The sequence below is a fragment of the Arthrobacter bambusae genome (assembly GCF_022606295.1).
Lineage (GTDB): Bacteria > Actinomycetota > Actinomycetes > Actinomycetales > Micrococcaceae > Arthrobacter > Arthrobacter bambusae_A.
The window spans coordinates 47106-65428 of record NZ_JAHHZS010000022.1 but is presented as its reverse complement, the minus strand read 5'-3'; the positions used below and the strand labels follow the sequence as shown (position 1 = coordinate 65428).

General features: G+C 64.4%; 13 protein-coding genes. 3 read left to right on the top strand and 10 right to left on the bottom strand.

Annotated features, from left to right (window positions below; genetic code table 11):
* Window positions 1–70 precede the first annotated feature (70 nt).
* Window positions 71–3223 (bottom strand): Rne/Rng family ribonuclease, encoded by a 3153-nt coding sequence (locus tag KNN17_RS15470; protein WP_241709873.1) that lies wholly within the window; start codon window positions 3221–3223, stop codon window positions 71–73.
* Between the two features lie 469 nt (window positions 3224–3692).
* Between KNN17_RS15470 and KNN17_RS15465 the strand changes: the two genes are divergently transcribed.
* Window positions 3693–4388 (top strand): vitamin K epoxide reductase family protein, encoded by a 696-nt coding sequence (locus tag KNN17_RS15465; RefSeq protein WP_241709872.1) that lies wholly within the window; start codon window positions 3693–3695, stop codon window positions 4386–4388.
* Between the two features lie 99 nt (window positions 4389–4487).
* Here KNN17_RS15465 and ndk read toward each other — a convergent pair whose 3' ends face one another.
* From ndk to KNN17_RS15430, 7 genes are all read right to left on the bottom strand, one after another.
* Window positions 4488–4907, bottom strand: coding sequence for a nucleoside-diphosphate kinase (gene ndk, locus KNN17_RS15460; RefSeq protein WP_241709871.1), 420 nt, complete (start codon window positions 4905–4907; stop codon window positions 4488–4490).
* A 53-nt stretch (window positions 4908–4960) separates the two neighbouring features.
* Entirely contained in the window at window positions 4961–5407 is a 447-nt protein-coding gene (locus tag KNN17_RS15455) for a DUF4233 domain-containing protein (RefSeq protein WP_078108679.1), read from the bottom strand.
* A gap of 2 nt (window positions 5408–5409) precedes the next feature.
* Window positions 5410–6771, bottom strand: a complete 1362-nt coding sequence (locus KNN17_RS15450) for a bifunctional folylpolyglutamate synthase/dihydrofolate synthase (RefSeq protein WP_241709870.1) — start codon at window positions 6769–6771, stop codon at window positions 5410–5412.
* Between the two features lie 3 nt (window positions 6772–6774).
* The gene (ileS, locus tag KNN17_RS15445; RefSeq protein WP_241709869.1) at window positions 6775–10104 is read right to left on the bottom strand and encodes an isoleucine--tRNA ligase; all 3330 of its coding nucleotides are present in this window, start codon (window positions 10102–10104) and stop codon (window positions 6775–6777) included.
* Between the two features lie 327 nt (window positions 10105–10431).
* Window positions 10432–11190: an SDR family oxidoreductase gene (locus KNN17_RS15440; protein WP_241709868.1), complete on the bottom strand. Its 759-nt coding sequence runs from the start codon at window positions 11188–11190 to the stop codon at window positions 10432–10434.
* 9 nt (window positions 11191–11199) lie between these two features.
* Window positions 11200–11838 (bottom strand): class I SAM-dependent methyltransferase, encoded by a 639-nt coding sequence (locus KNN17_RS15435; RefSeq protein ID WP_241709867.1) that lies wholly within the window; start codon window positions 11836–11838, stop codon window positions 11200–11202.
* The gene (locus KNN17_RS15430; RefSeq protein WP_241709866.1) at window positions 11835–12209 is read right to left on the bottom strand and encodes a DUF488 domain-containing protein; all 375 of its coding nucleotides are present in this window, start codon (window positions 12207–12209) and stop codon (window positions 11835–11837) included. The genes KNN17_RS15435 and KNN17_RS15430 overlap by 4 nt, the downstream gene beginning before the upstream one ends.
* Before the next feature lie 63 nt (window positions 12210–12272).
* Here KNN17_RS15430 and valS point away from each other — a divergent pair, with 63 nt between their 5' ends.
* Together valS and KNN17_RS15420 are read left to right on the top strand one after the other, a co-directional pair.
* Window positions 12273–14894: a valine--tRNA ligase gene (valS, locus tag KNN17_RS15425; RefSeq protein ID WP_241709865.1), complete on the top strand. Its 2622-nt coding sequence runs from the start codon at window positions 12273–12275 to the stop codon at window positions 14892–14894.
* Between the two features lie 362 nt (window positions 14895–15256).
* Window positions 15257–16132, top strand: coding sequence for an Fpg/Nei family DNA glycosylase (locus KNN17_RS15420; RefSeq protein WP_241709864.1), 876 nt, complete (start codon window positions 15257–15259; stop codon window positions 16130–16132).
* Window positions 16133–16187: 55 nt separating this feature from the next.
* Here KNN17_RS15420 and KNN17_RS15415 read toward each other — a convergent pair whose 3' ends face one another.
* Window positions 16188–16757, bottom strand: a complete 570-nt coding sequence (locus KNN17_RS15415; RefSeq protein WP_241709886.1) for a mycothiol-dependent nitroreductase Rv2466c family protein — start codon at window positions 16755–16757, stop codon at window positions 16188–16190.
* A gap of 124 nt (window positions 16758–16881) precedes the next feature.
* Window positions 16882–18168 (bottom strand): ATP-dependent Clp protease ATP-binding subunit ClpX, encoded by a 1287-nt coding sequence (gene clpX / locus KNN17_RS15410; RefSeq protein ID WP_241709863.1) that lies wholly within the window; start codon window positions 18166–18168, stop codon window positions 16882–16884.
* Window positions 18169–18323 lie beyond the last annotated feature (155 nt).

Below are 18323 nucleotides of genomic sequence, written 5' to 3'. Positions count from 1 at the left end.
GCCGGAAACGCAGAAGCCCCGGCCGTTTCCACGAGAGTGGAACGGCCGGGGCCCCTGCAGGGTATTGCGCCTAGAGCTGGGACTTGGGCACGCCGACTCCGAGAATGATCGGTTCCGCTGCCGGCGTCGACTTGGCCGGTGCAGCGTCCGGTGCCTTGGCCTCGTGCGCTGCCCCGCCGGAGGCAGCCACAGCGACCTCGTGGTGCTCCACGTTGGTGGCGTTGGCGGCACCCTGGGCACGGCTGGCACTGCGGTTGCGGCGGCCTCGGCGTCCACGCGAACCCGAGTCCGGGGACTCACCGCTCGCAACGCCCGCGCGGGCCTCTGCCGGGGATTCCCGGGCTTCCGCGGCTGCCGGGACCGTGCCGGGCGCCTCCCCTAGTCCCGCGAACGCCTGAGCCAACAGATCCAGGCTCATCGCAGGGGCGCCGCTCGCTGGCTCTTCCTCGTGGTGGACGAAGGGCAGGGCCACTTCCTCGCCGCCGAACCGCAGCACAGGCTTCGAACGCTCCTCGCCACCCGATGCAGCGGCAGGAGCCGGGGCGGCCGGGGTTGCGGGAGTTGCTTCGGCTACGTGCCCGTCAGCGAGCAATTCCGCCGCGTGGTGGAGCTCGTCGTCGTGCAGGTGGGCAGCGTGGGCTGCCGCCGCGATGGTGGCAAGTGCGGCGCGGGTGGCTGCCTGCCGATTCGGATCGGTGGATTCGACCGTGTGGACCGGCACCGGAGGCGTGACCGGGAGTTCGGCAGTTCCCTGGCCCGCGCCCCTGCCGCGGCGGCGCTTGCGCTGCTCCGGGCGGACGGCCGGCTGTGACTCAGTGCGTGGGTGGTGGTGTTCAGCTGCCACCACGTTGGCCCGACGGTGCTCGACAGGCTCGTCGTGCGTGACGATTCCGCGCCCTGCGCATGTCTCGCACTGCTCGCCGAAGACCTCGAGCAGCCCGGTGCCCATGCGCTTGCGGGTCATCTGGACCAAGCCAAGCGACGTCACTTCGGCGACCTGGTGCTTGGTGCGGTCCCGGCCGAGGCACTCGACGAGGCGACGCAATACGAGGTCGCGGTTGGATTCAAGGACCATGTCGATGAAGTCGATGACGATGATTCCGCCGATGTCGCGCAAGCGCAGCTGGCGCACCACTTCCTCGGCAGCCTCAAGGTTGTTCTTGGTGACGGTTTCCTCGAGGTTGCCACCGCTGCCGGTGAACTTCCCGGTGTTGACGTCCACAACGGTCATGGCCTCGGTGCGGTCGATCACGAGCGAACCGCCGGAGGGCAGGAAGACCTTGCGTTCCAGCGCCTTGTGGATCTGTTCGTCCACGCGCCATGCCGAGAAAATGTCCTGGTCCGAGGTCCACTTCTCAAGGCGTCCCACCAGATCCGGCGCCACGTACGTGACATAGGCCTCGATGGTGTCCCAGGCTTCGTCGCCGGAGACGATCAGCTTGGAGAAGTCCTCGTTGAAGACGTCGCGGACAACCTTGATGGTGAGGTCCGGTTCGCCGTACAGGAGCTCCGGGGCCAGGATCTTGGTGGACGTGGACTGGCTTTCGATGCCTTCCCACTGGGCCCGCAAGCGGTTGATATCGTGCGTCAGCTCTTCCTCGGATGCACCCTCGGCGGCCGTGCGGACAATGACGCCCGCGTTCTCCGGGAGGCGATCCTTGAGGATCTTCTTCAGGCGGTTGCGCTCGACGTCGGGCAGCTTGCGGGAAATTCCCGTCATTGACCCGCCCGGCACGTACACGAGGTAGCGGCCGGGAAGCGAAATCTGGCTCGTCAGGCGCGCGCCCTTGTGGCCCACGGGGTCCTTGGTCACCTGGACCAGCACGGAATCGCCTGATTTCAGCGCGTTTTCAATGCGGCGCGGTTTGCCTTCCAGGGTGACGGCATCCCAGTTGACTTCGCCGGCGTAGAGCACTGCGTTGCGGCCGCGTCCGATATCGACGAATGCCGCTTCCATCGACGGCAGCACGTTCTGGACCTTGCCCAGGTAGACGTTGCCGATGAGGGAGTCCTGCTGTGTCTTCGACACGAAGTGCTCCGCGAGCACGCCGTCTTCGAGGACACCAATCTGGATCCTGTCGTCGCGCTGGCGAACGATCATCTGGCGGTCGACGGACTCACGGCGGGCCAGGAATTCGGCCTCGGTGATGACCTGGCGGCGGCGGCCGGTCTCGCGGGACTCGCGGCGGCGCTGCTTCTTGGCTTCAAGGCGGGTGGAGCCCTTGACGCTCGTGACGCGGTCCGAGCTGCTGGTGGACTCAACATGCGGGCGCGGAGCGCGGACACGGGTGACCGTGTTGGGGGGATCGTCGTCTCCCCCACCTGTCAGTTCCAGGTCCTGATCGCCACGGCGACGGCGCCGGCGACGGCGGGAAGTCACGCCTTCTTCGAGGACATCCTCGGTACCGGCTTCTGCCTCGTCCTCGGATTCCGCGGCGGTTTCTTCTCCCGCGGCTTCATCACGCTCGGTGCCCCGGCGGCCACGACGGCCCCGGCTGCGACGCCGACGGCGGCTTCCGGATTCGTCCAGTTCGTTGTCCTCGGAGACTTCCTCGGCCTCGGCCCGCGGTTCTTCTTCGACGACGGCCGGACGGGCGACTGCGCTCAAGTCCGGCGCCTGGAAGATCATGGACGTAACGGAGCCGGGTTCCAGGAACAGCGAAGCGATCGGACTTGCGGATTCCGCCTCGACGGCCGGCTCCCCAGCGGTTTCCTCACTTGCTTCCTCGGGCACAACCTCCGCAACCGGAGCTTCGACCACTGCTTCTTCGGCAACGGGCTCGGTGCTCTTGGCTTTCGTGGTACGACGACGGCGGGCCGGCTTTTCCGGGGCAGCTTCGGCCTCTGCGGCTACTTCAGGTACGACGACGGCAGCATCCGGTGCCTCGCCGCCACCGGTGGAAGCGTCTTCGGCGAAACCAGGCAACGGTTCCGGAGTTTCGACCTTCTTGCGAGACCTGCTGCGCCGGACAGGGGCCTTGGGCTCAACGGTGTCCGCCGACTCGGCGAGCGGCTCAACGGTGGCTGCGGCAGCTCCGGCGTCGGGGGTTGCGTCCGCAGCGAGCGGCTCAACGGTGGCGGCAGCTCCGACGTCGGGGGTTGCGTCCGCAGCGACCGTCTTCGGTGCCGCCTTGCGGCGGGTGCGGGTGACCTTCTTGGGTGCTTCAGTGGTCTCGGCGGACGTCGCATCTTCGGCGGCGGCTACAACTTGCTCATTATCCATATGTGGCAACACTCCTGCCCTTGCGCAACCGCCACATCCGGTGCCCAGAGGGGCAATATTGTCAAAACCCGCAGGCGTTGACAGAAGTCAGTAGTGTTCTTTCCGGTTCGCACCAGCAGGGGGGTGCGGCATCCACGGAAAGCCGGCTTCGCTCCAAACCCGTTGTTCTAAAAACACAACCAGGTGCCGTCCATTGCCACTGCGGCGCTTCCGGGGATCATTGGATCCTGGGCATGCCCTGCATATGACTGGCGGTCTTGGGAACAAGATACCGGACCGGATTCCGCATGTGGATCGGCTTCCGGCCATGTTCATTCTCTCACACGCCCGCACTCCCGGCAGGAAGCACGCCCTGAAACCTTCCGTGCCGTCGCCCTCGCTGGACGCGCCCTCCAGCCGGCGCGGCTAGAATCCTCCCAAGAGCACTCCCCGGTTCCGCGCCGGGCCTCCCAGAAAAGGACAGCCAACCATGCCGAGCCCCGCCAGCCCGAACCTGGCCAACAACGATGCCCGATCCCTCCGGCAGGAGAACGCGAAAACCCCTGCAGGGAAGAACGCCGCGGACTCCGCATTTCCGCGCATGGTCCGCGACCGCCCCTTTGCGTGGCTATTGCTCGCCACCGGCGCCATCGCGTGGCTTGCATCCGGGGCGCTCGTGCTGGAAAAGCTGCAGGTCCTCATCGACCCGAACCACGTAACGGCCTGCGACCTCAATCCGTGGGTATCGTGCGGCAGCGTCATGAAGACACCGCAGAGTTCGGTTTTCGGTTTCCCCAATATGTTCATCGGCATTGTCGCCTTCGCCGTGATCATCACCACGGCCATGGCAATCTTTGCGGGGGCCAAGTTCGCCCGCTGGTACTGGATCGGACTCCAGACCGGCGTCACACTGGGCTTCATCTTCATCGTCTGGCTATGGTCCCAGGCACTGTATGTCATTCACATCCTGTGCCCGTTCTGCATGGTGGTGTGGGCATGCATGATCCCGCTCTTCGTCTTCGTGACCATCAGGAACGTGGCGCACGGGGTCATTCCAGCGCCGGCAGCCCTGGCGAAGATCCTGGCCGAATCCGGTTGGATCATTTCCGCGCTGCTCTACGTTGCCGTGATCGCGAGCATTTTCTTTTCCTTCATCAATGTCTTCATCGGCACTTCGGGTTACTGAGCACTTATCCCTTAACTAACGCGGGGTCACTTACGGCCCATTCCGGACCTCCGGATGGACCGTAAGTGACCCCGCGTTGTTCGTTGGCGTGGTGGGAAACTACGCGCCGAACCAGATCTTGATCTCGCGCTCGGCGGAATCCACCGAATCGGAACCGTGGACCAGGTTCTGCTGCACAGCCAGGCCCCAGTCACGGCCGAAGTCGCCACGGATGGTGCCGGGCGCCGCCGTCGTCGGGTCCGTGGTTCCCGCAAGGGAACGGAAGCCTTCGATCACGCGGTGACCCTCGAAGATGGCGGCGACAACCGGGCCGCTGAGCATGAATTCGACCAGCGGCTCGTAGAACGGCTTGCCCAGGTGCTCTTCGTAGTGCTGCTGCAGCAGATCGCGGGTGGCGTTGACCTTCTTCAATTCGACCAGGGAGTATCCCTTGGACTCGATGCGGGCGAGGATGTTGCCGCTCAAGTTGCGGGCGACGCCGTCGGGCTTGATCAGTACAAGGGTGCGCTCAATGCTCACGGTTGCTCCAATGTTGGATGTGTGGGTTTCCCAGCCAGTTTACGGGGTTTCGCTCAGGCGGATTGCCCGGCGGAGTCTTCCCCGTGCGAAGCGTCCCATTCGGCTTGCTCACGATCACGCTGGGCATTCTCGCGGTCGATCCTCATCCCGGCACGGATGCCGTACCACCAGCAGGCGGCGAAGAGGACTCCCACCACGAACATCGTGGGCTCGACGAAGCCGGAGAGAATCAAGACCAGCTGCATTACCCAGCCGAGGCCGATGCCCCACGGCCTGCTGAGCACGGCACACGCCAGGATCAGCACGACGCTCAGGGTGATGCCGAAGCCCAGCACCAGCGCCGGCTCTCCACGCTTCAGTCCGAAGACAGCCAAAGTGGCGAAGAACGCGACGAAGGCCTCCAAAAGCAGCACGGTCGAAGCGAACATCACCTTGGTGGAGCGGCGCTTCTTGGGCATCCCGGGCCGCCATTCACGCTGGGCTTTGGTGAGTTTGGCCATGCTCAGGAACCTACCTTCCCGAGGAGCATGCGGGCTTCCGCCACCACGGTGATGGAACCCGTGACGAGCACGCCGCCGGCCAAATCATCATTGGCTTCGGCACGCTCCACGGCCCACTCGATCGCGTCATCCAGCTTCTCGGCAATGTGGACGTTGTCCGCTCCGAAGCCAAGGTCGACGGCGAGATCGGCCAGCTGCGCGGCCGGGATCGCCCGCGGCGAGCTGGACTGCGTGAAACAGAACTCTTCTGCCAGTCCGCCCAGGGATTCCTTGAGCTGCCGCAGGATTTCTTCCGCGTCCTTTTCCTTCAGGACCCCGAGGACCACCACGAGTTTGCTGAAGCTGAAGGCCTCTTCGATTGCCTCGGCAGAGACGCGGATGCCCTCAGGGTTGTGGGCGGCATCCACGATGATCGTAGGAGCGGTGCGCACCACCTCAAGACGGCCGGGCGAGGTGACGTTTCCGAAAGCCTCGCGCAGGACGTCGCCGTCGAGTTCCTTCTCGCCTCCGCCGAAAAAGGCCTCCAGTGCCGCGACGGCGACTGCCGCGTTCTCGGCCTGGTGGGCGCCGTGCAACGGCAGCAGCAGGTCCTCATAGCGGCCCGCGAGCCCCTGGATGGTGAGCACTTGGCCCCCGACGGCGACGCTACGGGACTCGACCCCGAACTCGACACCTTCGAAGCGGAACGGCACCCCCACCTCGCGCGCCTTCTCCAGGAGCACCTGGGCGGCGTCCACGGGCTGGGCCGCGCTGATCAGGAAGCCGCCGGGCTTGATGATTCCGGCCTTCTCGTGGGCGATGTCCTCGGTGGTGTCGCCGAGGAGATCCGTGTGGTCGAGCGAAATCGGCGTCACCACGGAAACCTGTCCGTCGCCCACATTCGTGGCATCGGTGATGCCGCCCAGGCCCACCTCGATGACAGCGACATTGACGGGCTGGTCCGCGAAGACCGCGAAGCCCAGGATGGTCAGGCACTCGAAGTACGTGAGCCGGGGCTGGCCGTCGGCCTCGAGTTCCTTGTCCACGATTTCAAGGTACGGACGGATCTCGTCCCAGATCCGGACAAAGGTCTCGTCCGAAACCGGCTCGCCGTCGATGCTGATGCGCTCGGTGACCTTGGACAGGTGCGGACTCGTGTAGCGGCCCGTGCTCAAGCCGTGGGCACGAAGCCCCGCCTCGATCATGCGGGCGGTGGACGTCTTGCCATTGGTGCCCGTGATGTGGATGATCGGGAACGCCTTGTTGGGCTCCCCCAGTACATCCATGGCCCGGTACAGGGGCGCCAGGCGCGGCTCCATTTTGTTTTCCGGGGCGCGGCCGAGGAGTTCGGCGTAGACGCTTTCTACGGAGAATTCGTCGCTCATGTACTAGGCCTCGATCCTGGTAACGGTGATCTGCGGCTCGGCGGCGTCGCCGGAGACGACGGGGTCGAGCTTGAGGGACAGGGTTTCGGTCTTGACCAGCTCTTCATTGGCGCGCAAGGCATCAACGACGTCGTGGACGGCCAGGACTGTGGTGTGGATGCGGTCGCTGACATTAAGTCCTGCGTCCTTGCGGGCCTGCTGGATGGCGCGGACCATGTCCCGTGCCAGCCCTTCGGCAGCCAATTCCGGAGTCACCTCGGTGTTCAGGACCACGAAGCCACCCCCCGGAAGGACAGCGACGGCCGCGGAGGACCCGTCAGCGGATTCCGCGACGACGGTCTCGAGCGTGTACTCCTGCGGTTCCAGCTCGAGGCCTCCTGCCGTGACCACTCCTGCATCGGAAACAGACCAGTCGCCGGACTTGGAACCCTTGATGGCCTGCTGGACGTTCTTGCCCAGCCGCGGACCTGCCGCGCGGGCATTGACCACGAGTTTCTGCTCGATACCGAATTCCTCCGGCGACGCTGTAGCCGCGTCGAGGAGGCGGACGGACCGCAGGTTCAGTTCATCCGCGACGACGGCGGCGAACCCTTCCAGCGCATCGGCACCGGGTGCCACCACAGTGAGTTCCTGCAGCGGCAGGCGAACGCGAAGGTTGGCGGCCTTGCGCAGGCTGGAACCGGTGGAGCAGATCTGCTGGACCCGGTCCATGGCCTCGACGAGTTCCGGGTTTGCCGGGAACAACGAGGCCTCGGGCCAGTCAGCCAGATGCACGGAACGCCCTCCGGTCAGGCCACGCCAGATCTCCTCGGAAACCAGGGGAAGCAACGATGCCGAGACACGGCAGACGGCCTCGAGTGCCGTGTAGAGGGCGTCGAAGGCGTCGGTGTTCTCGTCGAAGAAGCGCTGCCGGCTGCGGCGCACGTACCAGTTGGTGAGCATGTCCAAGTAGCTGCGCAGTTCATCGCAAGCCCCGGAAATGTCGTATGCGTCCAGGCTGGAGGTGAGGTTGCGGACGAGGTCGCCGGTGTTTGCCAGCAAGTACTGGTCCATTGTGTCCGTGTAGCCGTCGTAGCGCAGCTTGGCGTCATAGCCGGCGGCTGTCCCATCCACTGCGTGGGAAGCGTTCGTGTACAGCGTGAAGAAGCTGTAGACATTCCACAGCGGCAGGATGACTTGGCGGACGCCGTCGCGGATTCCCTGTTCGGTGACCACGAGGTTGCCGCCACGCAGGATGGGACTGGACATCAGGAACCAGCGCATGGCGTCGGAGCCGTCGCGGTCCAGGACCTCGGAAACGTCCGGATAGTTGCGCAGGCTCTTGGACATCTTCTGTCCGTCGGAGCCCAGCACGATGCCGTGGCTGATCACATTGCGGAAGGCCGGCCGGTCGAAGAGCGCCGTGGACAGGATGTGCAGCATGTAGAACCAGCCGCGGGTCTGCCCGATGTACTCGACGATGAAGTCGGCAGGGTTGTGGGTCTCGAACCATTCCTCGTTCTGGAACGGATAGTGCACCTGGCCGTAGGGCATGGAACCCGAGTCGAACCAGACGTCCAGGACGTCCTCCACCCGGCGCATGGTGGACTGGCCCTCTTCAGGAGAGCGCGGGTCGTCAGGGTTGGGCCGGGTCAGTTCGTCGATGAACGGGCGGTGCAGGTCAACCTGGCCGTCGTTGTTCACCGGCAGGCGGCCGAAATCGGCCTCCATCTCGGCGAGGGAGCCGTAAACGTCCGTGCGCGGGTACTCGGGGTCATCGGACTGCCACACCGGGATGGGCGAGCCCCAGTAGCGGTTGCGGCTGATGGACCAGTCACGGGCGTTGGCCAGCCACTTGCCGAACTGTCCGTCCTTGACGTTGCCGGGGATCCAGTTGATCTCCTGGTTCAGTTCGGACATCCGGTCCTTGAACTTGGTGACCTCCACATACCAGGAGGACACGGCGCGGTAGATCAAGGGGTTGCGGCAGCGCCAGCAATGCGGGTAGCTGTGCTCGTAGCTGGCCTGGCGAACCAAACGCCCAACGGAACGCAGTGCCTGCGTGATCGGCTTGTTGGCATCGAACACCTGCAAGCCGGAGATTTCGGCGAGGGGTCCGTGTGCGAACAGGTGGAGGAACTTGGCGCCTTCGTCGACGGAAAGGACCACGGGGATACCGGCGTCCTCACAGACTTTCTGGTCGTCTTCACCGTAGGCCGGGGCCTGGTGGACGATGCCGGTGCCGTCGGTGGTGGTGACGTAGTCCGCCACGAGGAAACGCCAGCCGTTCTGGGTGCCGTATTTCTCGGTGTCGGAGAAGTAGTCCCACAGCGGCTCGTATTCCAGGCCCGCCAACTCGGTGCCCGTGTAACTGGCCGTGACGGCAGAAAGTGCGGCGGCGCCGTCGTCGTACCCCAGGTCCTTCGCGTAGCTGCCGAGCAGATCGGCGGCCAGCAGGAAGCTGCCCGTCACCGGAGCCTCCGCGGAGGCGGCCTTGATCCCGTTGGGACCGGCAGGAACCACCGCGTAAGAGATGTCCGGCCCGACGGCGAGCGCCAGGTTGGTGGGCAGGGTCCAGGGGGTCGTGGTCCACGCGAGCGCCTGCACGCCGGCCAGGGACTTGGAGAGCTCGGTCTCCCCTGCCTTGATGGGGAAGGTCACCGTGACGGTCTGGTCCTGGCGGTTCTTGTAGACGTCGTCATCCATGCGCAGCTCATGGTTGGACAGCGGCGTCTCGTCCTTCCAGCAGTACGGCAGGACGCGGTACCCGTTGTAGGTGAGGCCCTTCTCGTGGAGCTGCTTGAAGGCCCACAGGACAGACTCCATATACTCGACGTTGAGGGTCTTGTAGTCGTTGTCGAAGTCCACCCAGCGTGCCTGCCGCGTGACGTAGCTCTTCCATTCGTCCGCGTATTTCATGACGGAGGCACGGCAGGCGTCGTTGAACTTGTCGATGCCCATCGCTTCGATCTGGGTCTTGTCCGTCATGCCCAGTTGCTTCATTGCTTCGAGTTCAGCGGGCAGGCCGTGGGTATCCCAACCGAAGCGCCGCTCCACGCGCTTGCCGCGCTGGGTCTGGTAGCGGCCCACCAGGTCCTTGGCGTAGCCGGTCAGGAGGTGGCCGTAGTGGGGCAGCCCGTTGGCGAAAGGAGGACCGTCGTAGAAGACGAACTCGTTGCTGCCAGGGTGCCCGCCGGGCAGATCGGCGCTGCGGTTGTCGATGCTGGCTTGGAAGGTGCCGTCTTCATCCCAGTACTTGAGGATGCGCTCTTCGATCTCCGGGAACTTCACGGAGGCGGACACCCCTCGTGAGGTGCCGGACGGAGTTGTGGAGGCCTTGGGGTAATACGTCATCTCTTCATCCTGGGTTGAGCCGGTGAACACAAAGTTTCATTCAGGATGCGAGGACGGCGCCAGCTGCGTTGTTTCCAACATCGCCGGTACCGCGGTACCACCTCACTTACCGCCGCTGGTGCTGCCCCCTGTGAAGGGGAGCCGTTCCGGCGTCGGCCGCTCATTGCTGCTGTGACGGGCTTACCCGTCCGGTTCTACTGGCTCCCGTGGTGGCGGGGGTGTTCTTCCGGAAGCTCACCGGTGATGTCCGGGTCAAAGCTTGTGCCACAAGTCTAACGGCAGCGGCGCCGCGAGCTCCACTTGGGTGAAACGCGCGACGCCTCGACCTTAGCCCTTGCGGATCAACTTGTGGGTAGCTGCCTGCGCCACCGGTCGGACGATGATCTCGTCGAGGTTGATGTGGTGCGGGACCGAGACCGCGTACTTGACGACGTCGGCGACGTCCTCGGGCGTGAGCGGCTTCTCGACCCCGGCGTACACCTTCGCCGCCGCAGTGGCATCGCCGAGGCGATTGAGCGCGAACTCCTCTGTGTGGACCAGGCCAGGTGCCACCTCGATCACGCGGATGTTGTTCTCGGCTTCTTCAAGGCGCAGGGCACCGGTCATGGCGTGCTGGGCGAACTTGGCCGCGTTGTACCCGCCGCCGCCCTCGTAGGCCGTGAATCCCGCGGTAGACGTCAGGTTCAGGACAGTGCCCTCTCCGTTGGCCCGCAGCATCGGGAGGAAGGCCCGGGTCAACTTCAGGGTGCCGAGCACGTTGACTTGGTACATCCAGTCCCAGTCTTCGGTCTGCGCATTGGCCAGGGTGTCAGCGCCCCGTGCGCCGCCCGCGATGTTGATGAGCGTGTCCGCTCCCCCTGCCTCGGTGACGGCGGAGAGCAAGGCCGCGACGTCGTCGTCGTTGGTGATGTCCGCGGCGAACGGCACAGCGCCGCTCTCGGCGCCGAGTGCCTCGAGCCGCTCCGCACGGCGGGCGACAGCGAATACCTTCCATCCATCGGCGGCCAGGGCCCGCACTGTGGCCTCGCCGATTCCGGTGCTCGCGCCGGTCACCACTGCGGTCTTTGTCTGTACTTCCTCAGTCATGGCACCACCCTAACGCGGTTCACCCGGAGAAACCGCACGGCCCAGGATGTGGGCGATCGACGGCGACAGCGGGCCCGCAGAGAAGCCGAAACGCTCAATGTGCACCACCTGGAAGCCAGCGGCGCCGATCGCCTCCAGGGTGTTGCGGTTGGGATGGCAGCCTCCGGCCATATGCTGCCAGGCCGGAGTGAGCACGTCTTCGACTGCCGCGATAAACCGCTTGTCCGAGCGCACGTGCTCGTAGAACGCCAAGGTTCCGCCGGGACCCAGCACCCGGCGGATTTCCGCCAACGCCGCCGCCTGGTCGGCGACGCTGCAGAGGGCAAGACTGACGACGACGGCGTCCGCCCCGCCGACGTCCGCCGGAATGTTTTCGGCGGTTCCAGGAACAACCGTGACCGGCACCGGAGCGGCCTGCGCCTTGGCTCCGGCAAGCTCCCTGAGGTAGTCATCAGGTTCAACCGCGAGGACGCTTTCCACAGTGGCTGGGTACAGGCCGAACGACGAGCCCTCGCCGGCGCCGACCTCGATGACGCGGCCACGCAGCCCGGCGAGCAACGTCCGCCGGTGCTGTGTGCCCCCGCGGAGGTTTATCGCCGGAACGGCCCGGGCATAGGCCCGCGCAAACCGCGGATGCTGCGGCGTCATGCCGCCGCCCCGGCACCCAGCAGGAACTCCAGCAGAACGCGGGCGTGGTTCAGTTCGGGATCCCTGGCGCCATAGAGCAGCGTCACGCGCTTCTTCCCGGCAGCCAACCCCAGCAACTGCTCCACGGCGGAATTCTGTTCCAGCTCGGCGAGGTATGCACGGCGGAAGTCCCCGAATCGCTCCTGCATATGAGCAAACTCGGTGCGCAGCGGCGGCGAGGGCGCTATTTCCTTGAGCCAGAGATCCAGGTGGGCCCGTTCTTTGGATACCCCTCGCGGCCAGAGCCGGTCCACCAGAACCCGGCAGCCGTCGTCGTCGCTTGCTTCGTCATAGATGCGCTTGATGGCCAAAACATCCTTGAGTTCCGTCATGGCCCGCATGCTACGGCACGTCCGCGTGCCACGGAACAAAGGGCGCCATGAAACAATTGGCCCATGGCTGAATCAACGCAGGGTACAGACACGCCCGCCACCGCCCCCATCAACGTTCCCGACAAGCCGGCCCTTGAAGGCCTCGAGGCTGCCCTGACGCGGCGCTGGCTGGACGAAGGAACCTACAAGTTCAACCCGGACACCACCCGGGAGCAGGTCTACTCGATCGACACTCCCCCGCCCACCGCATCCGGTTCGCTCCACGTGGGCCACATGTTCTCGTTCACGCAGACGGATGTCCAGGCCCGCTACATGCGCATGACCGGCAAGAACGTCTTCTACCCGATGGGCTGGGACGACAACGGGCTCCCCACTGAGCGCCGCGTGCAGAACTACTACGGCGTCCGCTGCGATCCCGCCATCCCCTACAACGCCGGCTACCGCCCGCCGGCACAGCCGGCGAAGAACCAGCGCGATTTCGACGTCGTCTCGCGCCGGAACTTCATCGAGCTCTGCGAGGAACTCGCCGTCGAGGACGAGAAGGTCTTCGAGAACCTGTTCCAGACCCTCGGCCTGTCCGTTGACTGGGACCTCACGTACCGCACGATCGACGACACCTCCCGTGCGGTGTCCCAGCGCGCCTTCATCGCCAACCTGAACGCCGGGGATGCCTACATGGCCGAGGCCCCCACCCTGTGGGACGTGACGTTCCGTACCGCCGTCGCCCAGGCCGAGCTGGAGGACCGCGACGTTGCCGGCGCGTACTACCGCTACCCCTTCTTCACCGCCGACGGCGAGAAGATCTACATCGAGACAACGCGTCCTGAACTGCTCGCCGCGTGCGCGGCGCTGGTGGCAAACCCCGACGACGAGCGCTACCAGCCGCTGTTCGGCAAGACCGTCAGGTCCCCCCTGTTCGACGTCGAGCTCGAGGTCAAAGCCCACCCGCTCGCCAAGGCGGACAAGGGCTCCGGCATCGCCATGGTCTGTACCTTCGGCGACCTGACCGACGTCACCTGGTGGCGCGAGCTGCAGTTGCCCACCCGTGCCATCATGGGCCGCGACGGACGCATCATCGCGGAAACCCCTGAGTGGATCACCACCGACGCCGGCAAGGAAGCCTACGCGGCAATTGCCGGCAAGACCGCGTTCTCCGCCAAGGAAACAGTGGTGGAGCTGCTCATTGCCGCAGATCTGCTGGATGGCGAACCCAAGAAGATCACGCACCCCGTGAACTTCTTCGAGAAGGGCGACAAGCCCCTTGAGGTTGTCACGTCGCGCCAGTGGTACATCCGCAATGGCGGGCGTGACGAGGACCGCCGCGAACGGTTGATCGCGCGCGGACACGAGATCGAGTTCCACCCGTCCTTCATGCGTTCCCGCTACGAGAACTGGATCTCCGGGCTCAACGGCGATTGGCTCGTTTCGCGCCAGCGCTTCTTCGGTGTGCCGATTCCCGTCTGGTACCCGCTGGATGCGCAGGGCAACCCGGACTACGAAAACCCGATCCTGCCGTCCGACGAATCCTTGCCCGTAGACCCCGCGGCGGACGCGGCACCCGGCTTCGACGAGTCCCAGCGCGAGCAGCCCAACGGCTTCATCGGCGACGCCGATGTCCTGGACACCTGGGCCACGTCGTCGCTGACTCCGCAGATCGTGGGCGGCTGGAGCCGTGACGAGGAACTATTCAGCAAGGTCTACCCCTTTGACCTCCGCCCCCAGGGCCACGACATCATCCGCACCTGGCTCTTCTCCTCGGCTGTCCGGGCAGATGCCCTGCAGGACAGCGCTCCCTGGAAGCACGCAGCCATCTCGGGCTGGATTCTGGACCCGGACCGCAAGAAGATGTCCAAGTCCAAGGGCAACGTGGTTGTTCCCACCGACGTCCTGAACGAATTCGGCTCGGACGCCGTCCGTTACTGGGCCGCCTCGGCCAAGCTCGGTGCGGACACGGCGTACGAGATCGCCCAGATGAAGATCGGCCGCCGCCTGGCCATCAAGTTGCTCAACGCCTCCAAGTTCGTGTTGAACCTGGGCGCCACGGAGAACTCGGTGGTCGGCTCGGACCTGTCCGTCCTGAGCAACCCCCTGGACCGTGCACTTTTGGCGCAGCTGGCCGACGTCGTGGCCCAGTCCACCAAGGCGTTCGACAACTACGACTACGCCCGCGCCCTGCAGATCACGGAATCGTTCTTCTGGCAGTTCACGGACGACTACGTGGAGCTCATCAAGGACCGTGCCTACGGTGCGGCCGGCGAGGCTGAGCAGGCCTCCGTGCTTGCTGCCCTCGCCACCGCACTGGATGCGCTATTGCGCCTCTTCGCGCCCTTCCTCCCCTTCGCCACCGAAGAGGTCTGGAGCTGGTGGCGCACGGGTTCAGTCCACCGCGCGCCGTGGCCGGCAGCCGTGGAAATCCTCGACGGCGACACCACGATGCTGGGCACCGTCGGCATCGCGCTGAGCGGCATCCGCAAGGCCAAGTCCGAAGCCAAAGTCAAGCAGCGCACCGAGGTCCTCTCCGCCACCATCAGCGCAACCGAGTCGTTCGTTGCACAACTGGAAGCCGGACTGGGAGACCTGAGGGCCGCGGCCAACGCACAGGAGATCTCACTGGTTGCAGGGGACGGCGAACTCACGGTGAGCGACGTTGTCCTGGCACCTGCCGAGGAGCCCGCGCAAGCGTAGTCCGTAAGGTGCCCGGGAGTTCCCGGGCAAAGGGGAAGCCCCATCAGCGTTTAGCCGTTGGTGGGGCTTCGACTCTTCGGCTACCTGGTGACGTCTTGGCAGTCTGGCGGAATCCTCGGACTTTCAGGTCTTCCTACCTCGTCACTGGTAGCTTGCATCCAACTTTGCCGAAGGCTGCGTCAGATACATATCACTGAATCTCTGGTTTCCGTGTCCCTCTTCTTTCGAAGTGGGTAAGTTCTATTCTTGACCTGCTCCCCAGCAAGCACAAGCCCTCTTCAGGAACTACTGGTATGTAATTCGGGGCTTCGTGGCGGGCGTCCGGGGTTCTGGGCATGGGTGCTTTGTGGCACAGTGGTGCTATGCCAGAACTTCCCGAAGTGGCCGGGTTGACTGCCTTCCTGGGCAGGAATCTTCTCGATGCCGAACTGACGAAGATTCAGATCACTTCCTTTGCCGTGCTGAAGACGGCCGATCCCCCATACTCAGCCCTGGAGGGTCGCAAGATCGTCGGGGTGGAACGTTTCGGCAAGTTCGTCAGTCTCGACGCCGACGGCATCCATTTCATCTTCCATCTCGCCAAAGCCGGGTGGCTGCGCTACACCGAGCAGCCATCGCAAGCCCAGCTACGGATGGGCGGCAGCAATATCGCCGCGAGGCTCGGCTTCACCAAGAGCGACGGCTCGACGCCCGTCGGTGTGGACCTGACGGAGGCGGGAACGAAGAAAAGCCTGGCCATCTACGTGGTCCTCGACCCCTTGGACGTTCCCGGGATCGCGACGCTAGGCCCGGACCCGCTTGGCCCCGAATTCACCGAAGAAACACTGGCCGGAATCCTTGCCGCAAGTCCGCACCAGATCAAGGGGCTCCTCCGGAGCCAAAGTGTCATTGCGGGGATCGGCAATGCCTACAGTGACGAAATCCTTCACGCCGCGAGGATTTCACCGTTCGCGATCGCCAAGTCGCTGGACAAGGACACAACTCATGTCCTCTATGAGTCCATCGAAAGCATCCTGGGCGCGGCCGTCACCGCCGCAGTGGGGAAAGCCTCCAGCGAACTCAAGGACACGAAGCGCAGCGCCATGCGGGTCCACGGCAGGGCAGGGCAGCCGTGCCCAGTGTGTGGAACCACGATCCGCGAGGTGTCCTTTGCCGACACGGCTTTGCAGTACTGCCCTGTCTGCCAAACGAACGGAAAAATCCTCGCGGACCGCAGAACCTCGCGATTCCTGAAGTAGCCTGTGCCTCGAAGGACGGCCCAGGGTACGTGAATTCAGAAGCGTTGACTTCCCGCTAGTTGAATTCGGGGCTTTCCGTGCGGCTGCGCTTCAGCTCGAAGAAGTGCGGGTAGCCGGCCAGGGTGACGGTGGCGTCCCAGATCAGGCCGGCTTCCTCGCCACGGGGAATGCGGGTGAGGACCGGGCCGAAGAAGGCCGTGCCGTTGACGGCGACCACCGGCGTGCCGACGTCCTGGCCCACCAGGGAGATTCCCGCTTCGTGGCTGGCACGCAACTGGACATCGTATTCCTCGGAATCGGCAAAGCGGGCCAACTCGGCGGGCAAGCCGGTTTCAGCCAGTGCCTTGGAGATGACCTCGGCGAAATCCTTGACGCCTTCGTGGTGGATGAGTAAGCCCATCGCGTCGTACAACGGCTTGATGTACTCATCGCCGTGCAGCTCGCGGGCAGCAATGATGACGCGGACCGGTCCCCAGCCCAGCTTCATCTTCTCGGTGTATTCAGCAGGCAGCTCGCGGCCTTCATTGAGGACGGAGAGACTCATGACGTTCCAGTTGGTCTCGATGCCACGGACGTCTTCGACTTCGCCGATCCAGCGGGAGGTCACCCAGGCAAAAGGGCACATGGGATCGAACCAGAAATCAACCTTGTTGGCGGTCTGCTCGGGCACAGGGAACTCCTTGGGTAGGAAGAAAGGGACGCGGCTACCGGACGAACGGGTGTCCGGCACCAACCATGCAAACCCCAGGCTAGGCCGACTTATTCCGACGCTTCGCAACGACCTCGTGCGCGATCATGGTGGGCTGGCCCTTCTTGGCCACGGCGTCGGCGGTAATAACAACGCTCGCGATGTCGTCCCTGCTGGGCAGGTCGAACATGACCGGGAGCAGCACTTCCTCCATGATGGCGCGCAGGCCTCGGGCTCCGGTGCCGCGTTCCAAGGCTTGGTCCGCAATCGAGTCAAGGGCGTCATCGTCGAACAACAGCTCCACGCCGTCCAGCTGGAACATCTTCTGGTACTGCTTGATCAGGGCGTTCTTGGGCTTGGAGAGAATCTGGATGAGCGCGGAACGGTCGAGGTTGGACACGGTGGTGATCACGGGCAGGCGCCCGATGAATTCAGGAATGAGCCCGAACTTGAGCAGATCCTCCGGCATCACCTCGCCGTAGCTGTCCGCGTTGTCCTTGACCTCGTTGAGCGGGGCCCCGAAACCAATGCCTTTGCGGCCCGAGCGGGAGCCGATGATGTCCTCGAGCCCGGCGAACGCACCGGCCACAATGAACAGCACGTTGGTGGTATCGATCTGGATGAATTCCTGATGCGGGTGTTTGCGTCCGCCCTGCGGCGGAACAGAAGCCACGGTGCCTTCGAGGATCTTCAGGAGCGCCTGCTGGACGCCTTCGCCGGAGACATCGCGCGTGATGGACGGGTTCTCGCTCTTGCGCGAAATCTTGTCGATCTCGTCGATGTAGATAATGCCCTGTTCGGCCTTCTTGACGTCATAGTCCGCGGCCTGGATGAGCTTCAGCAGGATGTTCTCGACGTCTTCGCCGACATATCCGGCCTCAGTCAGGGCCGTGGCATCGGCGACCGCGAAGGGGACGTTAAGACGGCGGGCCAGGGTTTGCGCCAAGTAGGTCTTGCCGCACCCGGTGGGGCCAATCAGCAGGATGTTGGATTTGGCGATCTCCACGTCTTCCTGGTGTCCGCCTTCACCAAGGCCGGTCTTGGGCGCGTGGCCCGCCTGGATGCGCTTGTAGTGGTTGTACACCGCGACGGCGAGGGAGCGCTTCGCGGGTTCCTGGCCGATCACGTACTCCTGGAGGAAATCGAAGATCTCCCTCGGCTTGGGCAACTCGAAGCTGCCAAGATCCGATACTTCCGCGAGTTCCTCTTCGATGATCTCGTTGCAGAGTTCGATGCACTCGTCGCAGATGTACACGCCGGGCCCGGCAATCAGCTTCCGCACCTGCTTCTGGCTCTTTCCGCAGAAAGAACACTTCAGCAGATCCGTGCTCTCGCCAATCCGAGCCATGTGGGAATCCCTTCGTTTCATGCGGGTGGTGCAGCCCCGTACCTATCTGCCAAGAACGGAAGATCGCAGCGGGGGCGCCACCATGACAACTTCCACTGTAGGTCACAATGGGCTGCTTGGGTTGAAACAGAACGCCGATGCGGCCCATATTTCCT